This window comes from Paenibacillus sp. P4_A7 (genome assembly GCF_056402455.1).
This window is the reverse complement of sequence record NZ_JBFUHJ010000073.1, coordinates 1-20,813: the sequence shown is the minus strand read 5'-3', so window position 1 is coordinate 20,813 and position 20,813 is coordinate 1. Positions and strand designations below refer to the sequence as shown.

The 20,813-nt window shown below is 42.2% G+C and carries 14 protein-coding genes; 3 read left to right on the top strand and 11 right to left on the bottom strand.

From position 1 onward, the window contains the following. Nucleotides 1–478 precede the first annotated feature (478 nt). From AC1DWN_RS12505 to AC1DWN_RS12470, 8 genes are all read right to left on the bottom strand, one after another. Complete coding sequence (locus AC1DWN_RS12505) at nucleotides 479–1,741, bottom strand: ABC transporter substrate-binding protein (protein ID WP_477559228.1); 1,263 nt, start codon at nucleotides 1,739–1,741, stop codon at nucleotides 479–481. 110 nt (nucleotides 1,742–1,851) lie between these two features. Next, the gene (locus AC1DWN_RS12500) at nucleotides 1,852–3,498 is read right to left on the bottom strand and encodes a response regulator (RefSeq protein ID WP_477559227.1); all 1,647 of its coding nucleotides are present in this window, start codon (nucleotides 3,496–3,498) and stop codon (nucleotides 1,852–1,854) included. Between the two features lie 12 nt (nucleotides 3,499–3,510). Continuing rightward, on the bottom strand, nucleotides 3,511–5,265 hold the full coding sequence (locus tag AC1DWN_RS12495; RefSeq protein WP_477559226.1) for a sensor histidine kinase: 1,755 nt from the start codon (nucleotides 5,263–5,265) through the stop codon (nucleotides 3,511–3,513). A gap of 93 nt (nucleotides 5,266–5,358) precedes the next feature. Then, nucleotides 5,359–6,033 (bottom strand): beta-phosphoglucomutase, encoded by a 675-nt coding sequence (gene pgmB / locus AC1DWN_RS12490; RefSeq protein WP_477559225.1) that lies wholly within the window; start codon nucleotides 6,031–6,033, stop codon nucleotides 5,359–5,361. Beyond that, complete coding sequence (locus AC1DWN_RS12485) at nucleotides 6,017–8,389, bottom strand: glycoside hydrolase family 65 protein (protein ID WP_477559224.1); 2,373 nt, start codon at nucleotides 8,387–8,389, stop codon at nucleotides 6,017–6,019. The genes pgmB and AC1DWN_RS12485 overlap by 17 nt, the downstream gene beginning before the upstream one ends. Nucleotides 8,390–8,421: 32 nt before the next feature. Further along, the gene (locus AC1DWN_RS12480; RefSeq protein ID WP_477559223.1) at nucleotides 8,422–9,237 is read right to left on the bottom strand and encodes a carbohydrate ABC transporter permease; all 816 of its coding nucleotides are present in this window, start codon (nucleotides 9,235–9,237) and stop codon (nucleotides 8,422–8,424) included. Then, entirely contained in the window at nucleotides 9,238–10,179 is a 942-nt protein-coding gene (locus tag AC1DWN_RS12475; protein ID WP_477559222.1) for a carbohydrate ABC transporter permease, read from the bottom strand. 303 nt (nucleotides 10,180–10,482) lie between these two features. Next, nucleotides 10,483–14,814: an S-layer homology domain-containing protein gene (locus AC1DWN_RS12470; protein ID WP_477559221.1), complete on the bottom strand. Its 4,332-nt coding sequence runs from the start codon at nucleotides 14,812–14,814 to the stop codon at nucleotides 10,483–10,485. Between the two features lie 197 nt (nucleotides 14,815–15,011). Here AC1DWN_RS12470 and AC1DWN_RS12465 point away from each other — a divergent pair, with 197 nt between their 5' ends. Continuing rightward, entirely contained in the window at nucleotides 15,012–15,899 is an 888-nt protein-coding gene (locus AC1DWN_RS12465; protein ID WP_477559220.1) for an ABC transporter ATP-binding protein, read from the top strand. Beyond that, complete coding sequence (locus AC1DWN_RS12460; RefSeq protein ID WP_477559219.1) at nucleotides 15,896–16,705, top strand: ABC transporter permease subunit; 810 nt, start codon at nucleotides 15,896–15,898, stop codon at nucleotides 16,703–16,705. Before AC1DWN_RS12465 ends, AC1DWN_RS12460 begins: the two co-directional genes overlap by 4 nt. A gap of 83 nt (nucleotides 16,706–16,788) precedes the next feature. On the opposite strand, the gene AC1DWN_RS12455 is transcribed toward AC1DWN_RS12460, so the two are convergent. Continuing rightward, nucleotides 16,789–18,024, bottom strand: coding sequence for a 2,3-bisphosphoglycerate-independent phosphoglycerate mutase (locus AC1DWN_RS12455; protein ID WP_477559218.1), 1,236 nt, complete (start codon nucleotides 18,022–18,024; stop codon nucleotides 16,789–16,791). 25 nt (nucleotides 18,025–18,049) lie between these two features. Continuing rightward, nucleotides 18,050–19,537 carry an SLC13 family permease gene (locus tag AC1DWN_RS12450; RefSeq protein WP_477559217.1) on the bottom strand — a complete coding sequence of 496 codons (1,488 nt, stop codon included), beginning with the start codon at nucleotides 19,535–19,537 and terminating at the stop codon, nucleotides 18,050–18,052. Between the two features lie 148 nt (nucleotides 19,538–19,685). Between AC1DWN_RS12450 and AC1DWN_RS12445 the strand changes: the two genes are divergently transcribed. Beyond that, nucleotides 19,686–20,609, top strand: a complete 924-nt coding sequence (locus AC1DWN_RS12445) for a LysR family transcriptional regulator (protein ID WP_477559216.1) — start codon at nucleotides 19,686–19,688, stop codon at nucleotides 20,607–20,609. 53 nt (nucleotides 20,610–20,662) lie between these two features. On the opposite strand, the gene AC1DWN_RS12440 is transcribed toward AC1DWN_RS12445, so the two are convergent. Beyond that, nucleotides 20,663–20,813: YdeI/OmpD-associated family protein (locus AC1DWN_RS12440; protein WP_477559229.1), on the bottom strand; the 151-nt coding region annotated here is incomplete at its 5' end.

Sequence of the window (20,813 nt, the reverse complement as noted above, 5' to 3'; positions counted from 1 at the left end):
CATCGTACCCTCTCCACTTACATGAATGACTTAATTGACGCTGGGTTTGTAATTAAAGCCGTGAAGGAACCGATGCCTTCGGATGAAATGCTGAAGAGTGATCCCATGATGCAAGATGAGAATCGACGACCTATGTTTATTATCATTTCAGCGGACAAAACATGTATTTCGTTTTAACTAAAAGAGGCTGTTTCTTATGTAGATTTATCTGCTTACAGGGGYAGCCTTTTACGAACCCTATGTTTATCATGTATTCCATAATTCTCCGTAATCTGCCTGTACGTCCACTTATCCTCTAGATGTAACCGCACAGCCTCTAGCCTTATTTCCTTTGACTATGATTGATAGGTTTGACCTTTCTTCGCCATAACAAATACACCCCCTAAAGTTTCATCGGATTCCCACATGGGTTTTTCCAATGTCTACTTTAAGGGGTGCACTTCAAATAGTGGAGTGGCTTGTCTCTAAAAAAAATCTGTTACTTTTGTCCGTATTTTTCTTGTAGCTCATCAAGTAATTCTTTGACAGGCAGCTTGCCACCTTTGAAGATAATTTCTTCAACGCCTTTTAATAGATCAGCATGAAATGCTTTTGTCTGTTCTGGATATGCAAAAGGCATACCTGATTTTTCCATGTTCGTAAATACTGGCTTTAGTTCAGGATATTTCTCCAAATATTTCGGAAGCAAAGCAGATACAGCAGGTGAATACCCTACCGTTTCAATAGCATCTAGTTGCGCTTCGTCACGCAATGCGTAAGCAATTACTTTCATTGCTGCTTCTTTATTTTTACTTCCTTGAAGGATAGATAGTCCATGTGAGTAAGCACTTTGTGCGTCTACAGTACCTCTAGGCATAGGTAAAGCCACTAATTCCAACTTTGGATTTGCTTCTTTCAAATAACCAACATACCAAGGACCCGCTGTTGACATAGCTCCTTTTTCTTTCGAGAATACTTCGCCGTCCCAAGGAGCGCCGATTTCGATTGGTGCAATGGCAGCCTTAGATTGCAAGAACATATCTACGAAGAACTGAAGTCCTTGAACGTTCTCTGTGGAATTGATCGTCTTTCCAAAATTCCAGCCTCCGCCAAAAGCGTGAACATATTGCGTGATATGGAATGGATCAATACTGCCTACAATTCCTTTAACGCCATCTTTTGTCATCGCTTTAGCTAACGCCAGCACTTCATCCATAGTCTCAGGATATTTCGTGATACCAGATTTATCGAACATAGCTTTGTTAATAGCAAGCATGGAAGTAGATGAGTCATAAGGAATACCATATAACTTATTGTTATCTGTCCAGCCTTTATACAACGAAGCTGTAATTCTGCTCTTATCGAATCCAACTTTACTGATAAGCTCATCCAAAGGCTCAAGAACACCCTTCGCGATATACTCATAGTTGCCCTCATCAGACATTGCGATAATGTCAGGACCTACACCAGCAGCAATTGCTGCCGGTACAGCTTTCCAAAATTCATCACTTGTTGGATACTGTTGCAGCTTTACCTTAACCTCTGGGTATTTCTCTTCAATGCCCTTAACCATAAACTCAAAATTCTTCTGCTCAGCAGCGTTGGCCCAATAAGCCATAGTCACTTCAACAGGACCAGCCGGTTTCTCGGTTGCTTTGTTTGTTCCTTCATTTGCTGAATTGCCTGTAGTTTTAGAGCCGCAAGCTGCTAACAGACCCACGAGCATGATACTGCATAGTAGAAGAGTCATTGCCTTTTTCATCTGTTTATCCCCTTTTGATACTATTCGCCCAACGTTCCTCGACGTACTTTCATCATAAAGAGTTAAGCATCTTCACAAAACAGAAGATCTTTACATGAACCTGAATATTTTTACGTAATCTGCAGACCGTTGATTAAATCCGGGTTTTTGCGCACTTCATTCGGCGGATAACCAATCCGTTTTTTAAATGCAATATAGAAGTTATCCGTGCTTTTAAAACCAACCTTCTCCGCAATTTCATAGGTTTTCAATGTACTGTTCATCAACATACTCAGTGATTTATTCACACGATATTGATTAATATACTGCACCAGTACCATTCCCGTCTGTTCTTTAAACAAGCGGCTCAAATAGGAGCTGTTCAACCCCACGTAATTAGATAATTCCTCCAAATGCAGATCCTGATCATAGTTCTTATGAATGTAGTCAATGACTCGTCTAATTTTATGGTTCATTTTCTGGGAAGCGGCATTCAAATTCTTTTTCTGTTGAACAAGCTCTGCTTCCTGTACCAAAAGCTCATAAATTTGTTGATGGGTTTCCGCCTCGACAAGTTCTTCAATTGTAGGAAATTCAATTAAAGACAGTCCATCCTCGTCTTCATAAGCACTGCTGAACGCATAATGAAGATAAGTCGCGATTCTGAGCATGTCCTGTCTCGACATTTGACGGTTCTGACGAAGATCTTTAAATAACCGTTCGAGCGATGTAGTCATGCCATCCCACTGTTCATTCTCGATTTCCTGCTTGATGTGCTGTATCCTTTCCATATCATGCTTTTTCATAACATCTTCTTGTTTAGGCTCAGCTTTTTGCTGTTGAAAGAAGCTAACACCTGATTCGTGTTCATAGTAATTATTTTCTAGAACCTTCTCAGCCTCTTTCAATGCGATCGGTACATCGAGTAAGTTGATATGAAGAGCACTCACCCCAAAGCTGACATTAATGTTCATAAATTTACGCAGCGCATTTTGTACAGCCTTGATCAAATTCCATTGTTCACTGTAAATCTCCTGAGCGCTTCGAAGAGCAGAGTAGGTTTTGAGGATGACAAACCCGTTCTTATGATACTGAAAAAACTCCACCTCATCGAATTTACGCAAGATTTCACTCAAAATGTTCTGAATAGAGAAATAGAGTAAATATTCCATACCCTCTTTGTATCTCTTCTTTACTTTAGAGAACTGGTCTATCTGCATGGCAAAACAAACGAGATTGGGCTGCTTAAGATGAATATCATATTCTTTTATCTTGTCTTCAATTTCCCATGTATGACGTATAGCACCTTCTGCCCACTCCTTAAAAAATAACGCTTTCATATTAGGCTTTACGCGCTCGACATTTTGTCGCAAACTCTCCATCTCGCGGGTTTGTTTCCGTTCCCGCATAATGGTCACACGAGCCCTTTGTAAGGTTTCGAACATAATGGTTTCGCTTAAGCTAGGCTTGTGAATGTAATCTAATGCTCCTAAGCGCATCCCTTCCCGCACATATTCAAATTCCTTATAGCTGCTCAGCATGATTACTTTGGGCGGCAGTTCCCATTCTTTCAATTTTTCCAATGCTTGCAAACCATCCATAATGGGCATTTTAATATCAAGCAATACAATATCTGGATTAAGCTCGGCTATTTTGACCAGTGCTTCCTCACCGTGATTCGCTTCTCCAATAACTTGAAAACCATAGGATTCCCAATCAAGAGATGTCTTCAAACTCATTCTCATGAATGACTCGTCATCTACAATAAGGATTTTCATCAACTCTGCCTCCTAGGACGTCTCTTTTTTGTTGATTAGTACTGGAATGTCAATGTGGATTGTTGTACCTTCCCCACATAACGTATGAATTTGTACACCATATTGAGAGCCATAGTGGAGCTGAATACGTTCCGCTACATTCCGTACGCCGATAGAATTCATGCCCTCCTGCCCTTTAGTCGTATTCAGCAGGCGATCGATCTGTTCTTGACTCATTCCAATACCATTGTCCTGAATCGTAAATCGAACTCCCTTCTCATAGCGCCGGGCGACAACACTTAACCGATACGTATTACTTGCATCGGTAAAGCCATGAAATATGGCATTCTCGACAAACGGCTGCACGATAAATTTCAGCGTCTGATAGTGTAGAACTTCCTCCTCCACTTCGTACGTTACTTCAAACGTGTTGTAGTATCGAAGCTCTAACAGAGCCACATAATTCTGAATAAAAGTCATTTCTTCTTCAATGGATACGAATTCCTTCGTATTTCGAGCTGAGAAGGTTAACAAATAAATCAGAGAATCCAGTGTTTCGGTGATATTATCTGCCATTTGAGCCTGAGACATCCACCTCACTACAGCTAACGTATTATAGAGAAAATGTGGATTGATTTGAGCTTGTAATGCGTTCAATTCCGCACTTCGCTTCTGATGCTCCTCTTCTTTAATCCTTCCAATCAATTGTTCAATTTCTTTGGTCATGGTATTAAAGGTATAGCTTAGCCGCCCAATTTCATCCTGGCTGTTCACATCAATAGGGACATTAAAATCACCCTTTTCGACTCTTCGCATCATCCGACTTAATTGCTTAATGGGGTTGGTAATACCCCGAGATACGAAATACGCAACACAAAATGCTGCAATAATAACAATCCCTACAATTATCGCGATAAAATTTCGAATCAAGTAAACATCATGAAACATGGCTTGCTTATGGATGATGGAATAGAATTTCCAACCACTGATTGCAGATGTGTTATGAACAACATAGTAATCCGGGTTATTTGGACTTACCTTGTCTTGTATATTCAAACCGATATCGCTGCTAAGAGTACTGAACAAAATCGTATTATTCTCGTCCACAATAATCTGTTCCGCTTCAGGTCCGGAGTTCAATCCCTGATATAATCTCTGAAGTGCAGTATCCTGGAAATTAACGATAAACGTACCTAGTTTCTGATTGGTTGTTGGATCAACGATAACCTGACCTACTGACATTACAGAGCTATTGCTGCTAAACTGCTTCTCTTTATGAAGCCCGACGACAACCGATTGACCCTGTTTACTTACAATCTGTTTAAACCATGGCTCATCAAAGGGCTTATAGTCATAGTTATAAATAACTTGATAGCCCTTACGATAGGCTGATTCGTTGTTATTGGCATATATAATAAGTGAATCAATATCACTATTAAATAGAAGTATTTTACGAAAGAACTCGTCATTTATATATCTGAGATCCATAGATTTCTCATAAACGGGGTACTCAAAGGTCTGATAATCTTTGGATAAAATACGCAAGAGCTCCTGATCATAGAATGTGCTTTCCGAGACTCGAAGCATGTTCTTCAAGAACGTATCTGTACTAGTTGCCATCTGCTGATTCAGTTCTTTAAAGGATTTCACAATTCTCTCTTCTAGAAAAGAGATAGAATAGTAGTAAGAAATGGAACCGATCAAACTAAGAGGAATAATGATCAACAGCACGTAAGTAAGAAATAGCTTCTGGTTAATACTTCGATCCTTAAATCTCATTAGCTTCATGCATTCCCCGCCATTCCATGTACATTATTAAAAATGATTGAAACAGGATATTTCCCGCTTCAATCATAGCATAAACCTCTCATATTTAAAGACTTAATTCGACATATTATGATAGTAATCGACAATTATGGAATAGCTCATCTCTTCGCCATACTGAATAATCATATCTGCTGCTTGCATGGAAACAGGGTCCCCAACTCCTACGGCGAACATCCCCGCACTTTTGATAGCCTGAACTCCTGCTTCGGCATCCTCAATTCCAATACAGCTTTCCGGCGGAACACCAAGCAGAGAGGCTGCTGTTAGGAAGATTTCCGGATCAGGCTTCCCTTTTCTTAAAGTGCCTGGGTCCACAATTACATCAATATAGCTTGCAATTTGAAGCCGCTGCACAATAATCGGTGCATTATGGCTTGCGGAAGCTAGCCCAATTCGTATGTCCGCCTCTCGTAAATCTTGCAATAGACGTCCGATTCCAGGAAGCAGATCACCCGGTGAAATCTGCTCAATAAGCTGCTTATAGTTGTCATTCTTACGATCAGCAAGCAACATTTTCTCCGATGGTGTATACGCATGGTCCTTGGAGTTCTCCAGAATCAACTCCAAAGATTCCATACGGCTAACCCCTTTCAGACGTTCATTGTGTGTTCGGTCAAAGGGAATTCCGAGCTCCATGGCAAGCTGTCCCCAAGCTTGATAATGGTATTCTGCTGAATCAACAATCACGCCATCAAGATCAAAAATAAAAGCTTTAATTGAGCTGCTCATCGGAATTCACCTTCTTAGTTAACGGAATGGTAATAGCGTTCGTATTTCCCAGTGTATATTTGCTTCCCTTGATCAATAGGTTGAGAGATGATTGAACATCCGTTATTTTCACAACCTCAATAGCTTCATGCGTGATACGAACCTTCAACAGATCTCCGTGCCAATATAGAGGATAAGTAAGAGAATCCCATCCTTCCGGAAGTTGCGGATTAATTCGAAGCTGCCCATTGATTGCACGAACGCCTCCAAATCCAAAAACAATGCATTTCCATATCCCGCCGATGGAAGCCGTGTGAATGCCATGATCGGATGACTTCATGTTCTGCCCGAGATCAATTCTTGCCGCCTGCTCAAATAACTGGTACGCAAGGTCCAACTCTTCTAAATCCGCAGCGAGAATGCTGTGGGTCGTCATACTGAGTGAAGAATCATGGAGCATCTTCGGCTCGTAATACTTCCAATTGGCCTGCTTCACATCATAAGCGAAACAATGCTCAAGCAAGTAGAAAAGTACCATCACGTCCGCCTGTTTGGATACTTGAATGTCATTCACTTGATCCATATTATAATCTTCTAAGATCAAGCCCACCTCTTGTTGATTGCGATACTTCGTTAAGTCGATAATCTTCTTTTCCAGATAAGTATCATCCTGTGGAATAACTAAATCTAATTCTCGCGGCTGTGGCAAATAGATTTGCTCTGCCTTCTGTTTCCACTCTTCATAAGCCCCGTCTAGATGCAGCCGTTCACTCAATTGTATCCACATTTCCGATGGATCTCTTTGCAGTTCCTCATAGCAAGCCATGGCTGTCTGCAAATTCCAATGGGCCATATAGTTCGTAAAGGCATTATTATCAACATGCTCTTTATATTCATCCGGTCCAATGACATCCTGAATTTCGTAACGTTGCTTTGACTCATCCCAGGTGAGACGGCTTGCCCAGAAGGTAGCGGTCTCCATAAGGATTTCGTAACCTTTCGTATCCATGAAGTGCCGATCCCCTGTTGCCAGGTAATATTGCCACACTCCATATGCCACGTCACTTGTAATATGCTGCTCAATCAAGCCCGTCCAAATCTTAGTTGGTGTCCCAGTTACAACATCAACAGGTCCCCACTCCGGCGTCACTTCATCTCCAGTAAGGGCTGATTCCCATGGATACATCGCACCTTGATAGCCATTTTCCTTCGCTTTACGGCGAGCACCATCCAACGTATGATACCGATATTCAACCAGCTTGCGAGCCGTGTCAGGCTCAGTGAACAAGAAGTATGGCTGAATGAAAATCTCTGTATCCCAGAAGGAATGTCCTTTATACCCTTCGCCCGTCAAGCCTTTCGCAGCAATGCCAAATCGATTATCATGTGCCGGGGCCATCATAACAAGATGATAATGCGCGAAGCGGATAGCTAATTGATCGAACTTCTGCTTGCTCTCGATCTGTATATCAATGGCTTCCCACTTCTTCGACCACGCGTCTGCGCTATCCCGAAGAAGTGTCTCATAACCTTTCACAGCCTCCTGGCGCAACTCATCCAAAGAGATCTCGCGTAGCTTTTCTTCATCCTGTTGTTCATGTTCTAGATCCAATGATGTATGCATATTTGCGATTTTCTCAATGATCAATGTCTGTCCTGCTTCAACTCGGAAGCTGTGCTCTACAGATACCTTTCTCCGCTCAATAGAGAGACGCGGCTCTGTGACCACTTCTACGTCATCCACTAGGAATCGATGCTGACAATGGGTTACGACATGAATATTGGACTCCGTTGTTGTCGCTGCGTACTGAATAATTTTTTTATCATGGATGCGCTTATCTCCTTCAGCAAAATGCTGCGCTCCGGAATTGGTAACTTGTCCGTTAATTCCAGAGCGTATAGAAATTTCAGAAGCCTCCGAAAGAGGCGTCAGCTCGACCCTCATGCCAAGTAAATGCTTATTGTGCAAAGATACGAACCTGCGAAAAACCATTTCGAAAGCATTCCCTGCGGCGTTGCACCAAGTTACACGACGGGTTAGCTCTCCGATTCGAAGATTCAATTGACGCGAATACTTCTGCATACTCCCTTTTTCTAAATGGAATACTTCGCCATCAATCCATATGCCCAGTTCAGTAATATCGGCAATATTTGGTAATTCTGTCACTTCGGAAGCATCCGATTTATTGAATGTCCCCGCAATAAAACAATTGCGGGTTTCCTTTGGATAAGACTCCTCCGTACAGGACCTGACTCCCATATATCCGTTACCCAAACTCATAATGGTCTCATACTTAGCCAAATGCTTGACATTAAATGACGTCTCTGCAATAACCCAATTGCTCAATTCTGCTTCACCCATATCATATTTCAACACCAAGTTAACCTCCTTAACAGTGATTATATTAATTAGCCCTTCAAGCCTGTCGTAGCAATCCCTTGAACTAGGTGACGCTGGAATATTAAGAACACAACAATGATTGGCAGCGTGAGCAGTACAACCCCTGTCATCGTCAAGTTAGGCCATTCGAAATAACGATTCTTAAGCGTGTTAAGCCCGACTGTTAATACATACCATCGGCTGTCATTTACCAACGTAACGGGCCATACGAACGAGTTCCACGTTCCTGTAAAGCTAAATATAATTTGTGTACCGATTGCACCTTTGGACAGGGGAAGAATAATTCGGAAGAAGGTTCCAATCTTAGTCAATCCGTCTACTTCCGCAGCCTCTTCCAATTCCTTAGGAATACTCATCATAAATTGACGCATTAGAAAAACAAGAAAGCCCTGGAACATAAATGGAATAATTAAGCCCTGATAGCTGTTCAGCCATCCTATCTTTACAATCATGGAGTAGATTGGAATGATGGTCACTTGATAAGGAATCATCATCATACCGATAATCATAAAAAAGAAAAGCCCGCGCCCCGGATAATTTACTCTAGATAGAGAATAAGCTGCCATGGTGTTAATAATGAGATTTCCCATGAGAATACCTACTGTCACAACAACCGAGTTAAAATACCAAATCGTCATATCGGAATTCAAAAATATTTCTTTATAGCTCTCAAATGTCAATTCGGACAAACCGACCCATTGACCGATATCACTCTTACTAAGCAAAGATGTATATACGGCATAACCAAAAGGAATGATGAAAAACAAGGAGCATAGAGACAATAGCAAATATCGAATAAATGTTTTCCCTGGATGATTCATCATTTACACCTCCTCTTTTAAAAAGCGTTTTTGAATGATCGTTAAAAGGATAATGATAGCGAAGATGATGAATGCCGCCGCACTGCCATAGCCAGCCCGATTGAAGTTAAAGGCTTGGCTATAAAAATAAATAACTATGGTGCTGGTTGCTCCGGCAGGACTTCCAAGTGAACCATTGCGAGCCAGCGCGTAAGGCTGATCGAATAGCTGCATCGCATAAATTAACCCCGAGGTCAGTACAAGGAAAGTTGTCGGCTTCAACATCGGAATCGTGATATAGCGGAGACGCTGCCATGCATTCGCTCCATCTACCATCCCGGATTCATAAATATCATACGGAATGTTCTGTAATCCGCCCAAATATATGACCACGTAGAAGCCTATATACGTCCATATGGTAATCAACACCAAGAATGGCAGGGCATACTTGGTACTGGCATACCAGGATACGTCCTCCATGCCGAATAAGGTAAAGAATTTGGTTGCAATACCGTCCCGCTGCATGAACAAATACATAAACACGGTCGTAACGGCAACGGTCGATGTAATGTATGGAAGGTAAAACAGCGTACGGAACACCGTCTTCATACGGGTAATCTTATTCAGGCCGACTGCAATGAGCAATGCAATAATCGATTGCAACGGTACAGCAATGGCCGTTAGAATAGCGGAATTTTTCAGCGCCCCCCAGAAATCGTCATCCTTCAACATCTCTGTATAGTTTTGTAATCCAATAAATGTCGCAGCGTCTGGATTCAAGAAGCTAATATCCTGAAAGCTATATACGAAAGACCGTATTAAAGGATAGTAAAACCAGATTCCCATAAGAATTAGAATGGGCGCTACGAATAAATACCCTACAAATTTAGATGAAGAAGCTAATCTCATCAAGGTTTGTGATAGCGAACGACTCGCTTTCAAATTTGCTTCTCTACCATGCTTCATATCTATATCCTCCTTCAAGTTTCACTGCCACATAAAATCGTCATTTATATCCGAACAGGTATTTACATCATACGAGGTGGCAGAACGAACGAAAACAGAAGATATTTACAAGAAACCGAGGATTTTTACTTGTCTATTTTCAATTGGAAATTAAATGGAATATTTATCGTCACATCCTTCATTATCTAAAAAAAGTAATGAATGACCAAAATAAAAAAGTGGTGGCGCAGGGATAACCCTTGCACCACCACTTTTCCACTATCATAATTTTCTTTTGACAAAATGAGCTTTCAAGTAAGTAAACTACGATTCCATATGCTGCTTCATGGTCAATAGTAAGGTTACAGCCTCAGCTCTTGTTGCTGTTTCATTTGGAGCAAAGCGATTGTTGCCTTTACCTTTCATTAGGCCCGCCTTGATCACAGCAGCGACATACGGCTGTGCCCATACCGGTATCCCATTGGCATCCGCAAAGGTTAAAGAAGCTTTGGGGTCTACCGGAAGGTTTAAAGCTTTTACTGCTATTACAGCCATTTCTACACGACTCATCTCATGAGAAGGGCGGAAAGTATGATCTTCATAACCATTTAATATGCCTGCATTTGCAGCARCCGATACAGCTGACTTCGCCCATTCCGGAATACTTTCAGTATCCTTAAATTTTATCGGAGCTGTGCTATCAGACAATTTCAAGGCTTTGCTCAGCATCACAGCAAATTCACCACGTTTCACTGATCTGTTAGGGTAGAAATGACCATCCCCATAACCACGAACGATTCCCAGACGGGCCGCCTTTTCAATTGCCGATGCTGCCCAATGATTTTTAATATCCTTCAGCTCGGATGCAGTACCACCAGTATTGCCGGATGGATCACCACCATTGTTTTCTCCGTTGTTTTCTCCTGTAGTTCCACCTGGGTTGCCGCCAGGGCCAGTGCTGCTATCAGACCAGGTTTGTACGGAAACACTTGGGCCGTCATCACTCCAATTCCCGCCAGCATCACTTGCTTCTATACGGAAGCTGTAGCTGGTACCCGCACTCAACCCTGTCACATTTATCGTCGTTTCATTACCTGGAACAATTCGGCTTTGATTGCCCCAAGTTACTTTATATTGAAGAACCTCAACATCGTCCGAAGCCGGCGTCCAGTTCAACGACAGGCTGTTTTTCGTAACGTTAGTTGCCGAAGCCTTAGCATTTGGCCAGGTCGGCTTTGCGGTATCGTCATTATCCTTCAATGTAATCGTCACAGAAGTCGTCGATGGAGACAGTCTAACTTCTCCTTTTTCTTGGTCCACCACACCAGTAGATGCGGCAGCAATATTATTTTTAAATAATGGAAGGTTAAATAGAATTTCGTTGTCTGGCTGATCACCGCTTAAGGTAAGCGTAATTTTGTTGCCTTTGGACTCTGTTCGGAACCCAAATCTTTTGTTATTCGCAATCGGATAGTCACTCACATCGATGACTTGTCCAGCATCAGCCCATTCACTCGGCACGCCGCGACCGATAATCAATGTTCCGTCAATTTTCTCAGAAATCAAAGAATCAAACAGCACTTTAGAAGCAACGGATTGTCCCCACATATGCGGGCTCGATCCGCCTCCGCCTAATGGACGAGTCCCTTCCCATGGAATCGTATCCGATGGAGCATGAATACCCTCCCACCAACCGAATGGTGCACTCATCGTTTGATCGATCATGAACTGGTATGCACGAATGCCTACATCGCGATGCTTCTCGCCTCTTAGTGCCGCGCTTCCGTAACCGGCATTATAGGAAGAACTAAACCATCCGTGTGGGTACCCGCCAAAGTTGTATTTCGGATAAATATCCTTCAACTGATCAAAGCCGTAATCGTAAGTTTCATCAATCTGGTCCAGAATAACGCCATTTTGCTCGCCATTAAACAGGTAACCATCCCACTGCCAGCGACCGAATAAAAACATAGAAGCCCAGTTTGCATCACGTGGATCGTTACAGCGGTTCATACTATTAGGCTCCACCATAGAGCAAGGAATGTAATTAATGTTGTTGTCTTTCATCGTTTTTTCCAACTGGGTATTCACGGCATTCAACAAGCTGTCATATTGCGTTTCAGCCCATGCCACTTCACTCGTCTCTCCCAATCTCTCAGCTAGATATTTGTATGAGAGCAAGCCCATTAGAGCCGACATATCATCAACAACCCAATTTCCCCACGAATCGATCGCATAAGTTACTTTAATGATGCCATCCGGCCCCATACGATCGGACTCAATTTTATGCGYATTTACTTTAATCTCTTCAAAATTTTCTCGAATAAAATCTACGTCTCCAGTTTTCAATAAGTAAATAGCAAAAGGCCAGCTATACTTCCATTTCGCATCATCGAACTGCAGCTGTGCAGGCAGAATACTCAAGAAATTTTTGGCATTCTCGTAATCCCCCATTGTGAATAGAGCAGCTACAATCCCGATTGTATCGTGGTCATATACTTTGTCATAACCATTTTCGCCGACATTTAATTTATATCCATCTTTAATAATATGTGTGTAAATGTAACCCGCCTTATATGCGTTGATTAATCGCTCATCCGGCAGTTGATTAATCTTCACAATCTTATTAAGTTTACTCTCCCAATAGTCCTTCATATGATTGAAATGCACATCATAGCTGCCTAATTGAAGCAGTTCATCTTCAAGCGGCCAATGATAACTTTGCCCAAAACGATCAACAGCTGTAACGTAATCATGGTAAACCGTAGTTCCCGGCTCCACGACATGGCTATTGCTTGTTAACGGAATTAGACCGGCAGTCGGTGCAGGGTCTAATTGAATCGGTTGCGTTCCTGGATTATGGATAGACACCCGACTATATACAGCCACATATTCCGCTTGCGCCTTTCCGTCACGACTTGCAGCTATCTCAGCGCGTTGAATGGCCGACCTGAATGCATCGATTGATGCTTGCGGATACTGACCTGGCTGATCACCTGCAACAGCGCTTCTCAATTTCACCTTCGCTTCAGCAATTCGATCGAGTAAATCACTTCTTTTACCTTCCGAAAGCGTTACTGCATTCAAATAAACGTTACCATTCTTATGGGTTGTTTTATCAATCGTCAACTTTACTGTCAGCTTCTGATTATCTGATGCAGCTTGAAATTTAATGGCTAAAACCTTACCATTTACACTTCCTGCTGCCTCCAACTTCTCTTGTACCAGCGGTACGCTATTATCGGATAAATACACTTCTAATGTACTGCTTGAGTGCCAAGCACCTGTGTATATGCGAAGTTCCTTTGTTTGCTTGTCTGCTGGAGCCGTAATCTCCCAGCCGTTTCCAACGTTCACGTAGACCGCGCCATTTATCGAGTTGGATGTGCCTTCCAGTGGTTTGCCATCCGTCCAGCCCACTTCAACTTTATTATCTTTTTGCAGCTTGACCATAGCTGGATCTTTGGGCAAGTAACCAATTTGTTCTTGAACATCCTTTTTGCGATTCACATCTGTCGCGACTCCGACACCGCTTGCTCCGCCCATGTGCATCCAGTCCAAAGCGCCCTCTTGAGTTAGATCCAGAACGCGCGGTGGATTTTGAAGCTCTAAATCCATATACGCATCAGCTTTAGGAGGCTGCTCACCCTTCTCGTATAACGAGAGCGTCGCTGCATTCAGAGAGATAGCCCCCCCTGGCTGCGAGGTTGGTTGAATGGCCATTTTAACAATAAGCTCTTGGTTATCAGATGCTGCTTGAAATGTAATGGCATATGCTTTTCCTTGGCTTGTGCCAACCGAAGGGATCGATTGCTTGACCAACGGCACGCTCTGATCCGATAAATACGCTTCCAAAATACTGTCTGCAAGCAGCGATTCCGTATAAATAGTAAGCACTTTGGCTTGCTTGCCAGCTGGAACCTTCAATTCCCACCCGTTCCCTGCTTCAACGAAGGTAGCTCCGTAGGTGGAATCCGTTACGCTTTGAACAGGCTTGCCATCTATCCAGCTTACCTTCATTTGATTATCTTTCTGTTGAGACATATTGACCGGGTTCGCAGGCGTATATTGAATGGAATTGACAACATCTCTCTTATAGCTCCAATCCGATTCCGAGACGCCGCCGATATGAAGCCAGTCCAATTCACCCTCGGCTGTAAGATTCAATACGGACGGTGAAGCTTGTCCCTCCATGGTGATAAATGCGCCCGTCTCCGCAGGTTCCGACACTTTCCCGTCATCAAACTGTTGAATGGCTTGACTGACATTAGTCAAGGCAGCAGCTGGATCATTAGGGATAGTGACCTTATCTCCAAAATTGGTGATGCTTACTTGTGCTCCGTCACGCTCAAATTCCGTAACAAGAGCCGGAAGATAACCCGAATGATTTTCCCACTTCAATGTACTCGGATCATTATAAATACCAAAGCCATACTTCTTATCTTTACCATCTCGCACATAGTATGAGCCGTCCATAAACGTGGTTACGCCATCGGCATCGCCGTCCCAGCCGATTACACCCGCTTCCCCGTATTTTCCCTTTGTAATTACAGCCGCATTAGCGGTTTCCGGTATGACTACAAACGAGAACAATTGAAGTCCTAGTGAAGCAATTAAAAGAAAAGCTAGCATTTTTTTACCTTGTTTCTTAAACATGAAGATGTCCCCCTCTTTCTAGAGTCATCGCTTTCGATGCCAGTCTTAGTATAAGAAATGTAATCGGGTTCGAACACCGAGGATCTTGATATAAAGGCTAGGATTTTTACTATATCCTATACAAATGAATTTTTGAATATTAAAATTGTATAAAGACCAGTCCATTTTTTTACTTTTTCATTCCTGGAGGTGCCAGTATGTTAACCGTACAACATTTGACGAAGACTTTTTCAAATGGAAGAGGAATTTTCGATGTATCGTTTTCGGTGAAGCAAGGCGAGGTTTTTGGATTTTTAGGGCCGAACGGTGCGGGTAAATCTACAACGATCCGGCATATCATGGGGTTTATGAAGCCGGACAGTGGATATGTTCAGGTGAATGGACAGGATACGTGGAAGGAACCAGGGAAATTTCAAGCCTTCGTCGGGTATTTGCCAGGTGAAATATCTTTTTTCGATGGAATGACGGGTAAGACGTTCTTGGATTTCATGGCTAATATGCAAGGGATTAAAGACCTTACCAAGCGCACACGCTTAATCGACCGTCTGCAGTTCGATGTTCATACCCCCATCCGGAAAATGTCCAAAGGCATGAAGCAAAAAGTCGGAATCGTAGCCGCATTTATGCATGACCCTGATGTAATTATACTGGATGAACCAACGTCAGGTCTCGACCCTCTTATGCAAAAAGTGTTTATAGAGATGGTACTGGAGGAGAAAGCGCAAGGAAAAACATTCCTCATGTCGTCGCACAGCTTTTCTGAAATCGAAAGAACCTGTGACCGTGCCGCGATTATCAAGGACGGCGTCATTATAGCGGTTAAGGATATCCATGAACTGCAGTCCATGCAGCGAAAGCTATTCGAAGTCACCTTTGAGAACCACGATGAGGCAGAGACATTCTTGCATTCCGGTTTACTAATCGAATCACATGAGGGTAATCGGATAAAGGTTGCCGTACAAGGCAATTACGATAAGTTTATCGAAGAAACGTCAAAGTACAGGGTTCGCAATATCGATATTTTCACCCAAAACTTAGAGGATGTTTTCATGAATTACTATGATCGTAAGGAGACGATGAAATGAATGTCACCTTATTTAAACAAATGATGAAAGTGAACATCAAAAGCTTTATGAACTACGCCTTTGGTTCTGCCTTTTATATCCTACTCATGTTCTGGTTATATCCCGGTATCGCCAAAAACACGAAGGCCATCGATGAGCTGGTGGAGTCCATGCCAGAAGGTGTTGGAAAAGCCTTCGGCCTTAACGGATTTGGCAGTATCGAAGCATTTATCTCGGGGGAGTATTATGGATTAATTTTGGTGCTCATCCTTTCTATTGTTTGCGTTCAGGTATCGACTCAGCTTATGGCTAAGTTGGTGGATCAAGGCTCCATGGCCTATTTACTGTCCACCCCTACAACAAGAGGGAAAGTCGCTTTCACGCAGGCTATTGTTTTAACGACTGGGTTACTCCTCATTATGGCCATCACCACTATCGCTGGGCTTGTCGGCAACGCATGGTTTCTAGGAAATGATTTTGAATTCGATACGATCAAATTCATTCAGTTGAATGTTGCAGCGTTCTTGCTTTTCTTTGCTGTCGGTGGCATTTCCTTCTTCGTTTCCACTCTCTGTAATGACGAGAAGAAAGCACTCAGTATTTCCGGATTGATCACCTTTGGATTCTTCAGCTTGGACCTATTAGGTAAATTCAGCGAGAAGATCGATTGGATACGTAATATCTCCATCTTCTCCTTGTATAAGCCCGGCGAAATTGTAAACGGAACTGCGAATATGACTGCATCCTCCATCATTCTCTCCGCCATTGGATTAGTCTCGTTTGGTCTAGCCATTGTTCTATTTCGCAAACGTGATCTGCCATTATAGTTATTATGAATAGCTCACTTGCAGGACACACAAAGAGATCCTTAATGTATGAAGCCATACAATAAGGATCTTTTCGACGTTATTTAATTACCCTGTTTTTTCACACGGCCCATTAACCCATGTAGCGTTTGAATAAATTGATTTCCGGATAAATGTCCTAGTCCCCCATAAGCACAATCCATTTCATTGTACAGCAGCGTTCGATCTCTACGAATACTGGGACCATAAATTAAGACGGGTACTGGGTCTCCTGTATGCTCTCCGACTTCACAGGGTGTAGAATGATCGGCAGCCAATGCTAAGTACGTATCTTCAGGCATTTCTTGAGCTATCATTCCTATCATCTGATCAAACAATTCGATAGCTTTTGCTTTTTCAAAGGGTTCATTATCATGACCTTTAAGATCAGGTGCCTTCAAATGTACGAGAACCATATCATTCTTAGCAATTTCTTCGATCGTTAATTTAGCTTTTAATTTTATATTGGTGTCCATATTTGCCGTCATACTGCTATCCGTAATTGGCTTAAATCCCGCTAATTGAGCAACACCAAGCACCGTACTCTCTCCTGCAATGCAGCTACCCTTCATATTAAGCTGATCTGTTATTGGATCAAGCTGTACCATCTGACCCGCTCCTCTGGTGAGAAGAAAATTAGCTGGCACCTTACCATGCTTAATGCGCTCTACATTAACGGGATGGTTTGATAATAGGACGTGAGCTTTTTGTAGAAACAAATTTAAAACAGAGGCGGTTCTCTTGGACTCCTCAGAAGAATCTAGCGGTCTTATCTCGTTATAAGGACTACCGTCGTTTGGCGCCTTAGGATCAGAATCACTGATTTTATCACTTAATCCCATTCCTCTTAGTATAAGTACAGCTCGGTGCTCCGTCGCGGGTTTAAAATAAATCTTTACTCCATCCAGCTCGATGCCATTAATGGCGTCTGCTAGCTCTTCTGTTCCTTCACGTATTCTTCCGGCCCTGCGGTCAACAACAATCCCATCCTCATCCACCGCCGAAAAATTACACCGAAGCACGATATCCCCTGGATGAACGTCCATACCAATTCCTAGTGCTTCAATGGGTCCGCGCCCTGGATAGTGATGTGGCTGGTATCCAAATAATATTAAGTGTCCCATATCAGTTCCTACTGGAATCCCCGGACTTATTAAATCCATCATTCCTGTAATCCCCTTTGCGGCTAATCTATCTAGGTTTGGCGTTTCAGCATATTCCAATGGTGTTTTATTATCCAGTAAAGGGTGGGGACGATCTCCCAGCCCATCGGCAATTGCTAGTATCACTTTTCTGTTCAATATGGTTTCCTCCTACTGTCTATATCTAAATCCCTATAACCTTAAACCAAGTAAATACAGCCAAACTAATGACACATGCACCTACAAAACAAGTAATGACTGCATACTTCACTTGATCTAATACTGTAAAGTAACCTGTTCCAAAATAAATGGTGTTCACTTTCGAATGTGGAGGAAGCGTAATGGTATAGGTCATCGTCATAGCCGCTGCTAATGCAAGAGGTACAGGGTCTATGCCTAACGTCTTAGCCAGAGCTATGAATGCTGGGATCAAAATAGTAACCCTCACCGTCTTACTCGTAAATATGAGGTGACTGTACATGCTGAGGAATACTACAACTACGTAGACCAAGGCATGATTCATATGCTCCATCCCTAAAGCAGTGACCACTTTACCGATAATCCATTCTGCGCCACCCGATTTGTCGAGCGCATTACCTACCGCATATGCGCCTGCAGCAAAAATCATAAGCTCCCACTTGATATTTGTTTCTTTCCAAGTCAATAAGCCTATCCGAGGAAGCAAACACAAGAGCGCTCCAAGCACGGCTGTCTGTTCCGTACTTAATTCAAATCCAAACCAAGCGTTATGATAATCGCCTGTTGCCCAAAGGAATACAGTAAAGATGAATATCGTCACTGCTTTCTTTTCGTCCAAAGAGAAGGCTCCCAATTTATTTAGCTCATCCTTCAACGTATCCTTGGCGTTTTGGAAATTAGCTTCACTCTTTACCGAGAATAGCTTTAAACCAATGAAGAAAGTAATGACCATTGTAATGATTGCAGTAGGCATCGAAGCCAGCAGCCAATCCATATAACCAATATGACCGCCCGCTTGCTCATTGATGAAACCAACGGCAATAATATTTCCCGAAGTAGCTGTCATGACACCTGAGGTGGCAAGGGCATCAGCCTGAACCCCCTGAAGCATCATCACCTTCCCAAGCTTGCTTTCACCTGGAATAGCTCGGTAAACCTCCAACAAAATTAAGCAAATAGGTACCATCAGTGTTGCCCTTGCCGTTGTGGAAGGAACGAAAAATGCTAGTATAAAATTAATAATAATCAATAAGAACAACGTCTTTTTCGGTGTTTTGCCAAACTGCGTAATCATCCATAACGATAATCTTCTACCCAAATTCGATTTTATCATCGCAGCCGTAAGAATGAATGCGGCAACCATCAACCAAATAACATCGAACCCTAAGGTTCCAAAAGCAACTTCTTGATCTTCAACTGCTCCTACTAAAGGAAGCAAAAGAATCGCGATAATCGATGTTAAATAAATAGGTATGGGAGTCGTTATCCATAATATTAATGCCCCTGTAAATATAGCAATTGCTCGTTGAGCTTCTAGGCTCATGCCTTCCGGTGTAGGCATAAAGAACAGAAGCAACGCGATAATAACAGCAATTGGAATACCAAACTTTTTCATACCCTCTTCTACCTTGCTTCTGTTCTTAACAGGCGGCTTTTTGTCATCCTTCTCTACGCCCTCTGGGACATCTGTCATCTTCCATCCTCCTCAAACTTATAATGTTACCGCTTTCATCTTATGTAATTATTTATTATAATACAATTTGATTTAATTTTAATAATCATAACGATTTGTTATAGTATATATTAACGAAGCTATAATCCACTAAGAAGGGTGTTCTCCTATGAACATAAATAAACTGCAAACCTTTATCACACTAACAGAATGCTTAAACTTTACTGAAGCAGCCGAGCAGCTATTCTGCTCCCAGCCGTCTGTAAGTATGCAAATTCAAAGTATCGAGGAGGATTTGGGGGTTCCACTCTTTGATCGAATCGGCAAAAAGCTTTATTTAACGAAACAAGGCGAGCACTTCAAGCCTTATGCAGAGCAAATTATTAACCTGCTTCATTCAGCCAGAGACCATATTAGGCAGCTAGAGGACTTATCCTACGGCACCTTATCATTCGGTGCGAGTAATTTTGTTGGCGTTTACTTACTCCCTATGATCCTTAGAGATTATTCCAAAACGTTTCCAGAAATCAAAATAAACATGAACATCACTTCATCCAGCCATCTTATACACATGTTGGAGTCCAATAAAGTAGAGTTCTTAATCATCTCGGACCGAGTATCGATTGATGAATCTCGATTTCAACGCAAAACCTTTTATCAGGATGAGCTTGTCCTCATTGTCCATCCGCTACACCCGCTGGCAAACAAGGAGGAGTGCACTCTAGAGGATTTGGTCCATGAAACATTAATTATAAAGCCCAATAAATCAGCAACTAGAAATTACTTAGAGGATCAATTTAAACAATTGGGGTTTACTCTGCCTAAATATATGGAGATTAGTAATTTAGAAGGCATTAAACAAGGCGTCATTCATGAGCTTGGGGTATCTATTGTTTCTAGCTTTGCTATTCAGCAGGAAATTAAAAATGGCTTATTAGTTAAGGTACCCATAAAAGGAGTCAAATTCAATAGAGGGATTTGTTATGTTTATCATCGCAGTAAACATCTTTCACCTGCAACCAAACAATTTATTTCTTTGTTGGACAATAATTATTGTTATGTCGAATCCGCACCTAATGGTATGGATGATTAAAAAAACGCAACAGCACCGTCTTGATAGCCAAGAACGGTGCTAATTTTTCATGCCTATTCAGAAGCTTGATCTTTACGAAATAGCTCACGACTCTTATAGCCCGCCTGTAGAATCATCTTCATTTCTTCACGTCGCTTCGCTTTTGTTTCCTCTTGTTTAACACTGTAGACATAACGTGCCCAATCCTTGCGATAACCTGGGGTA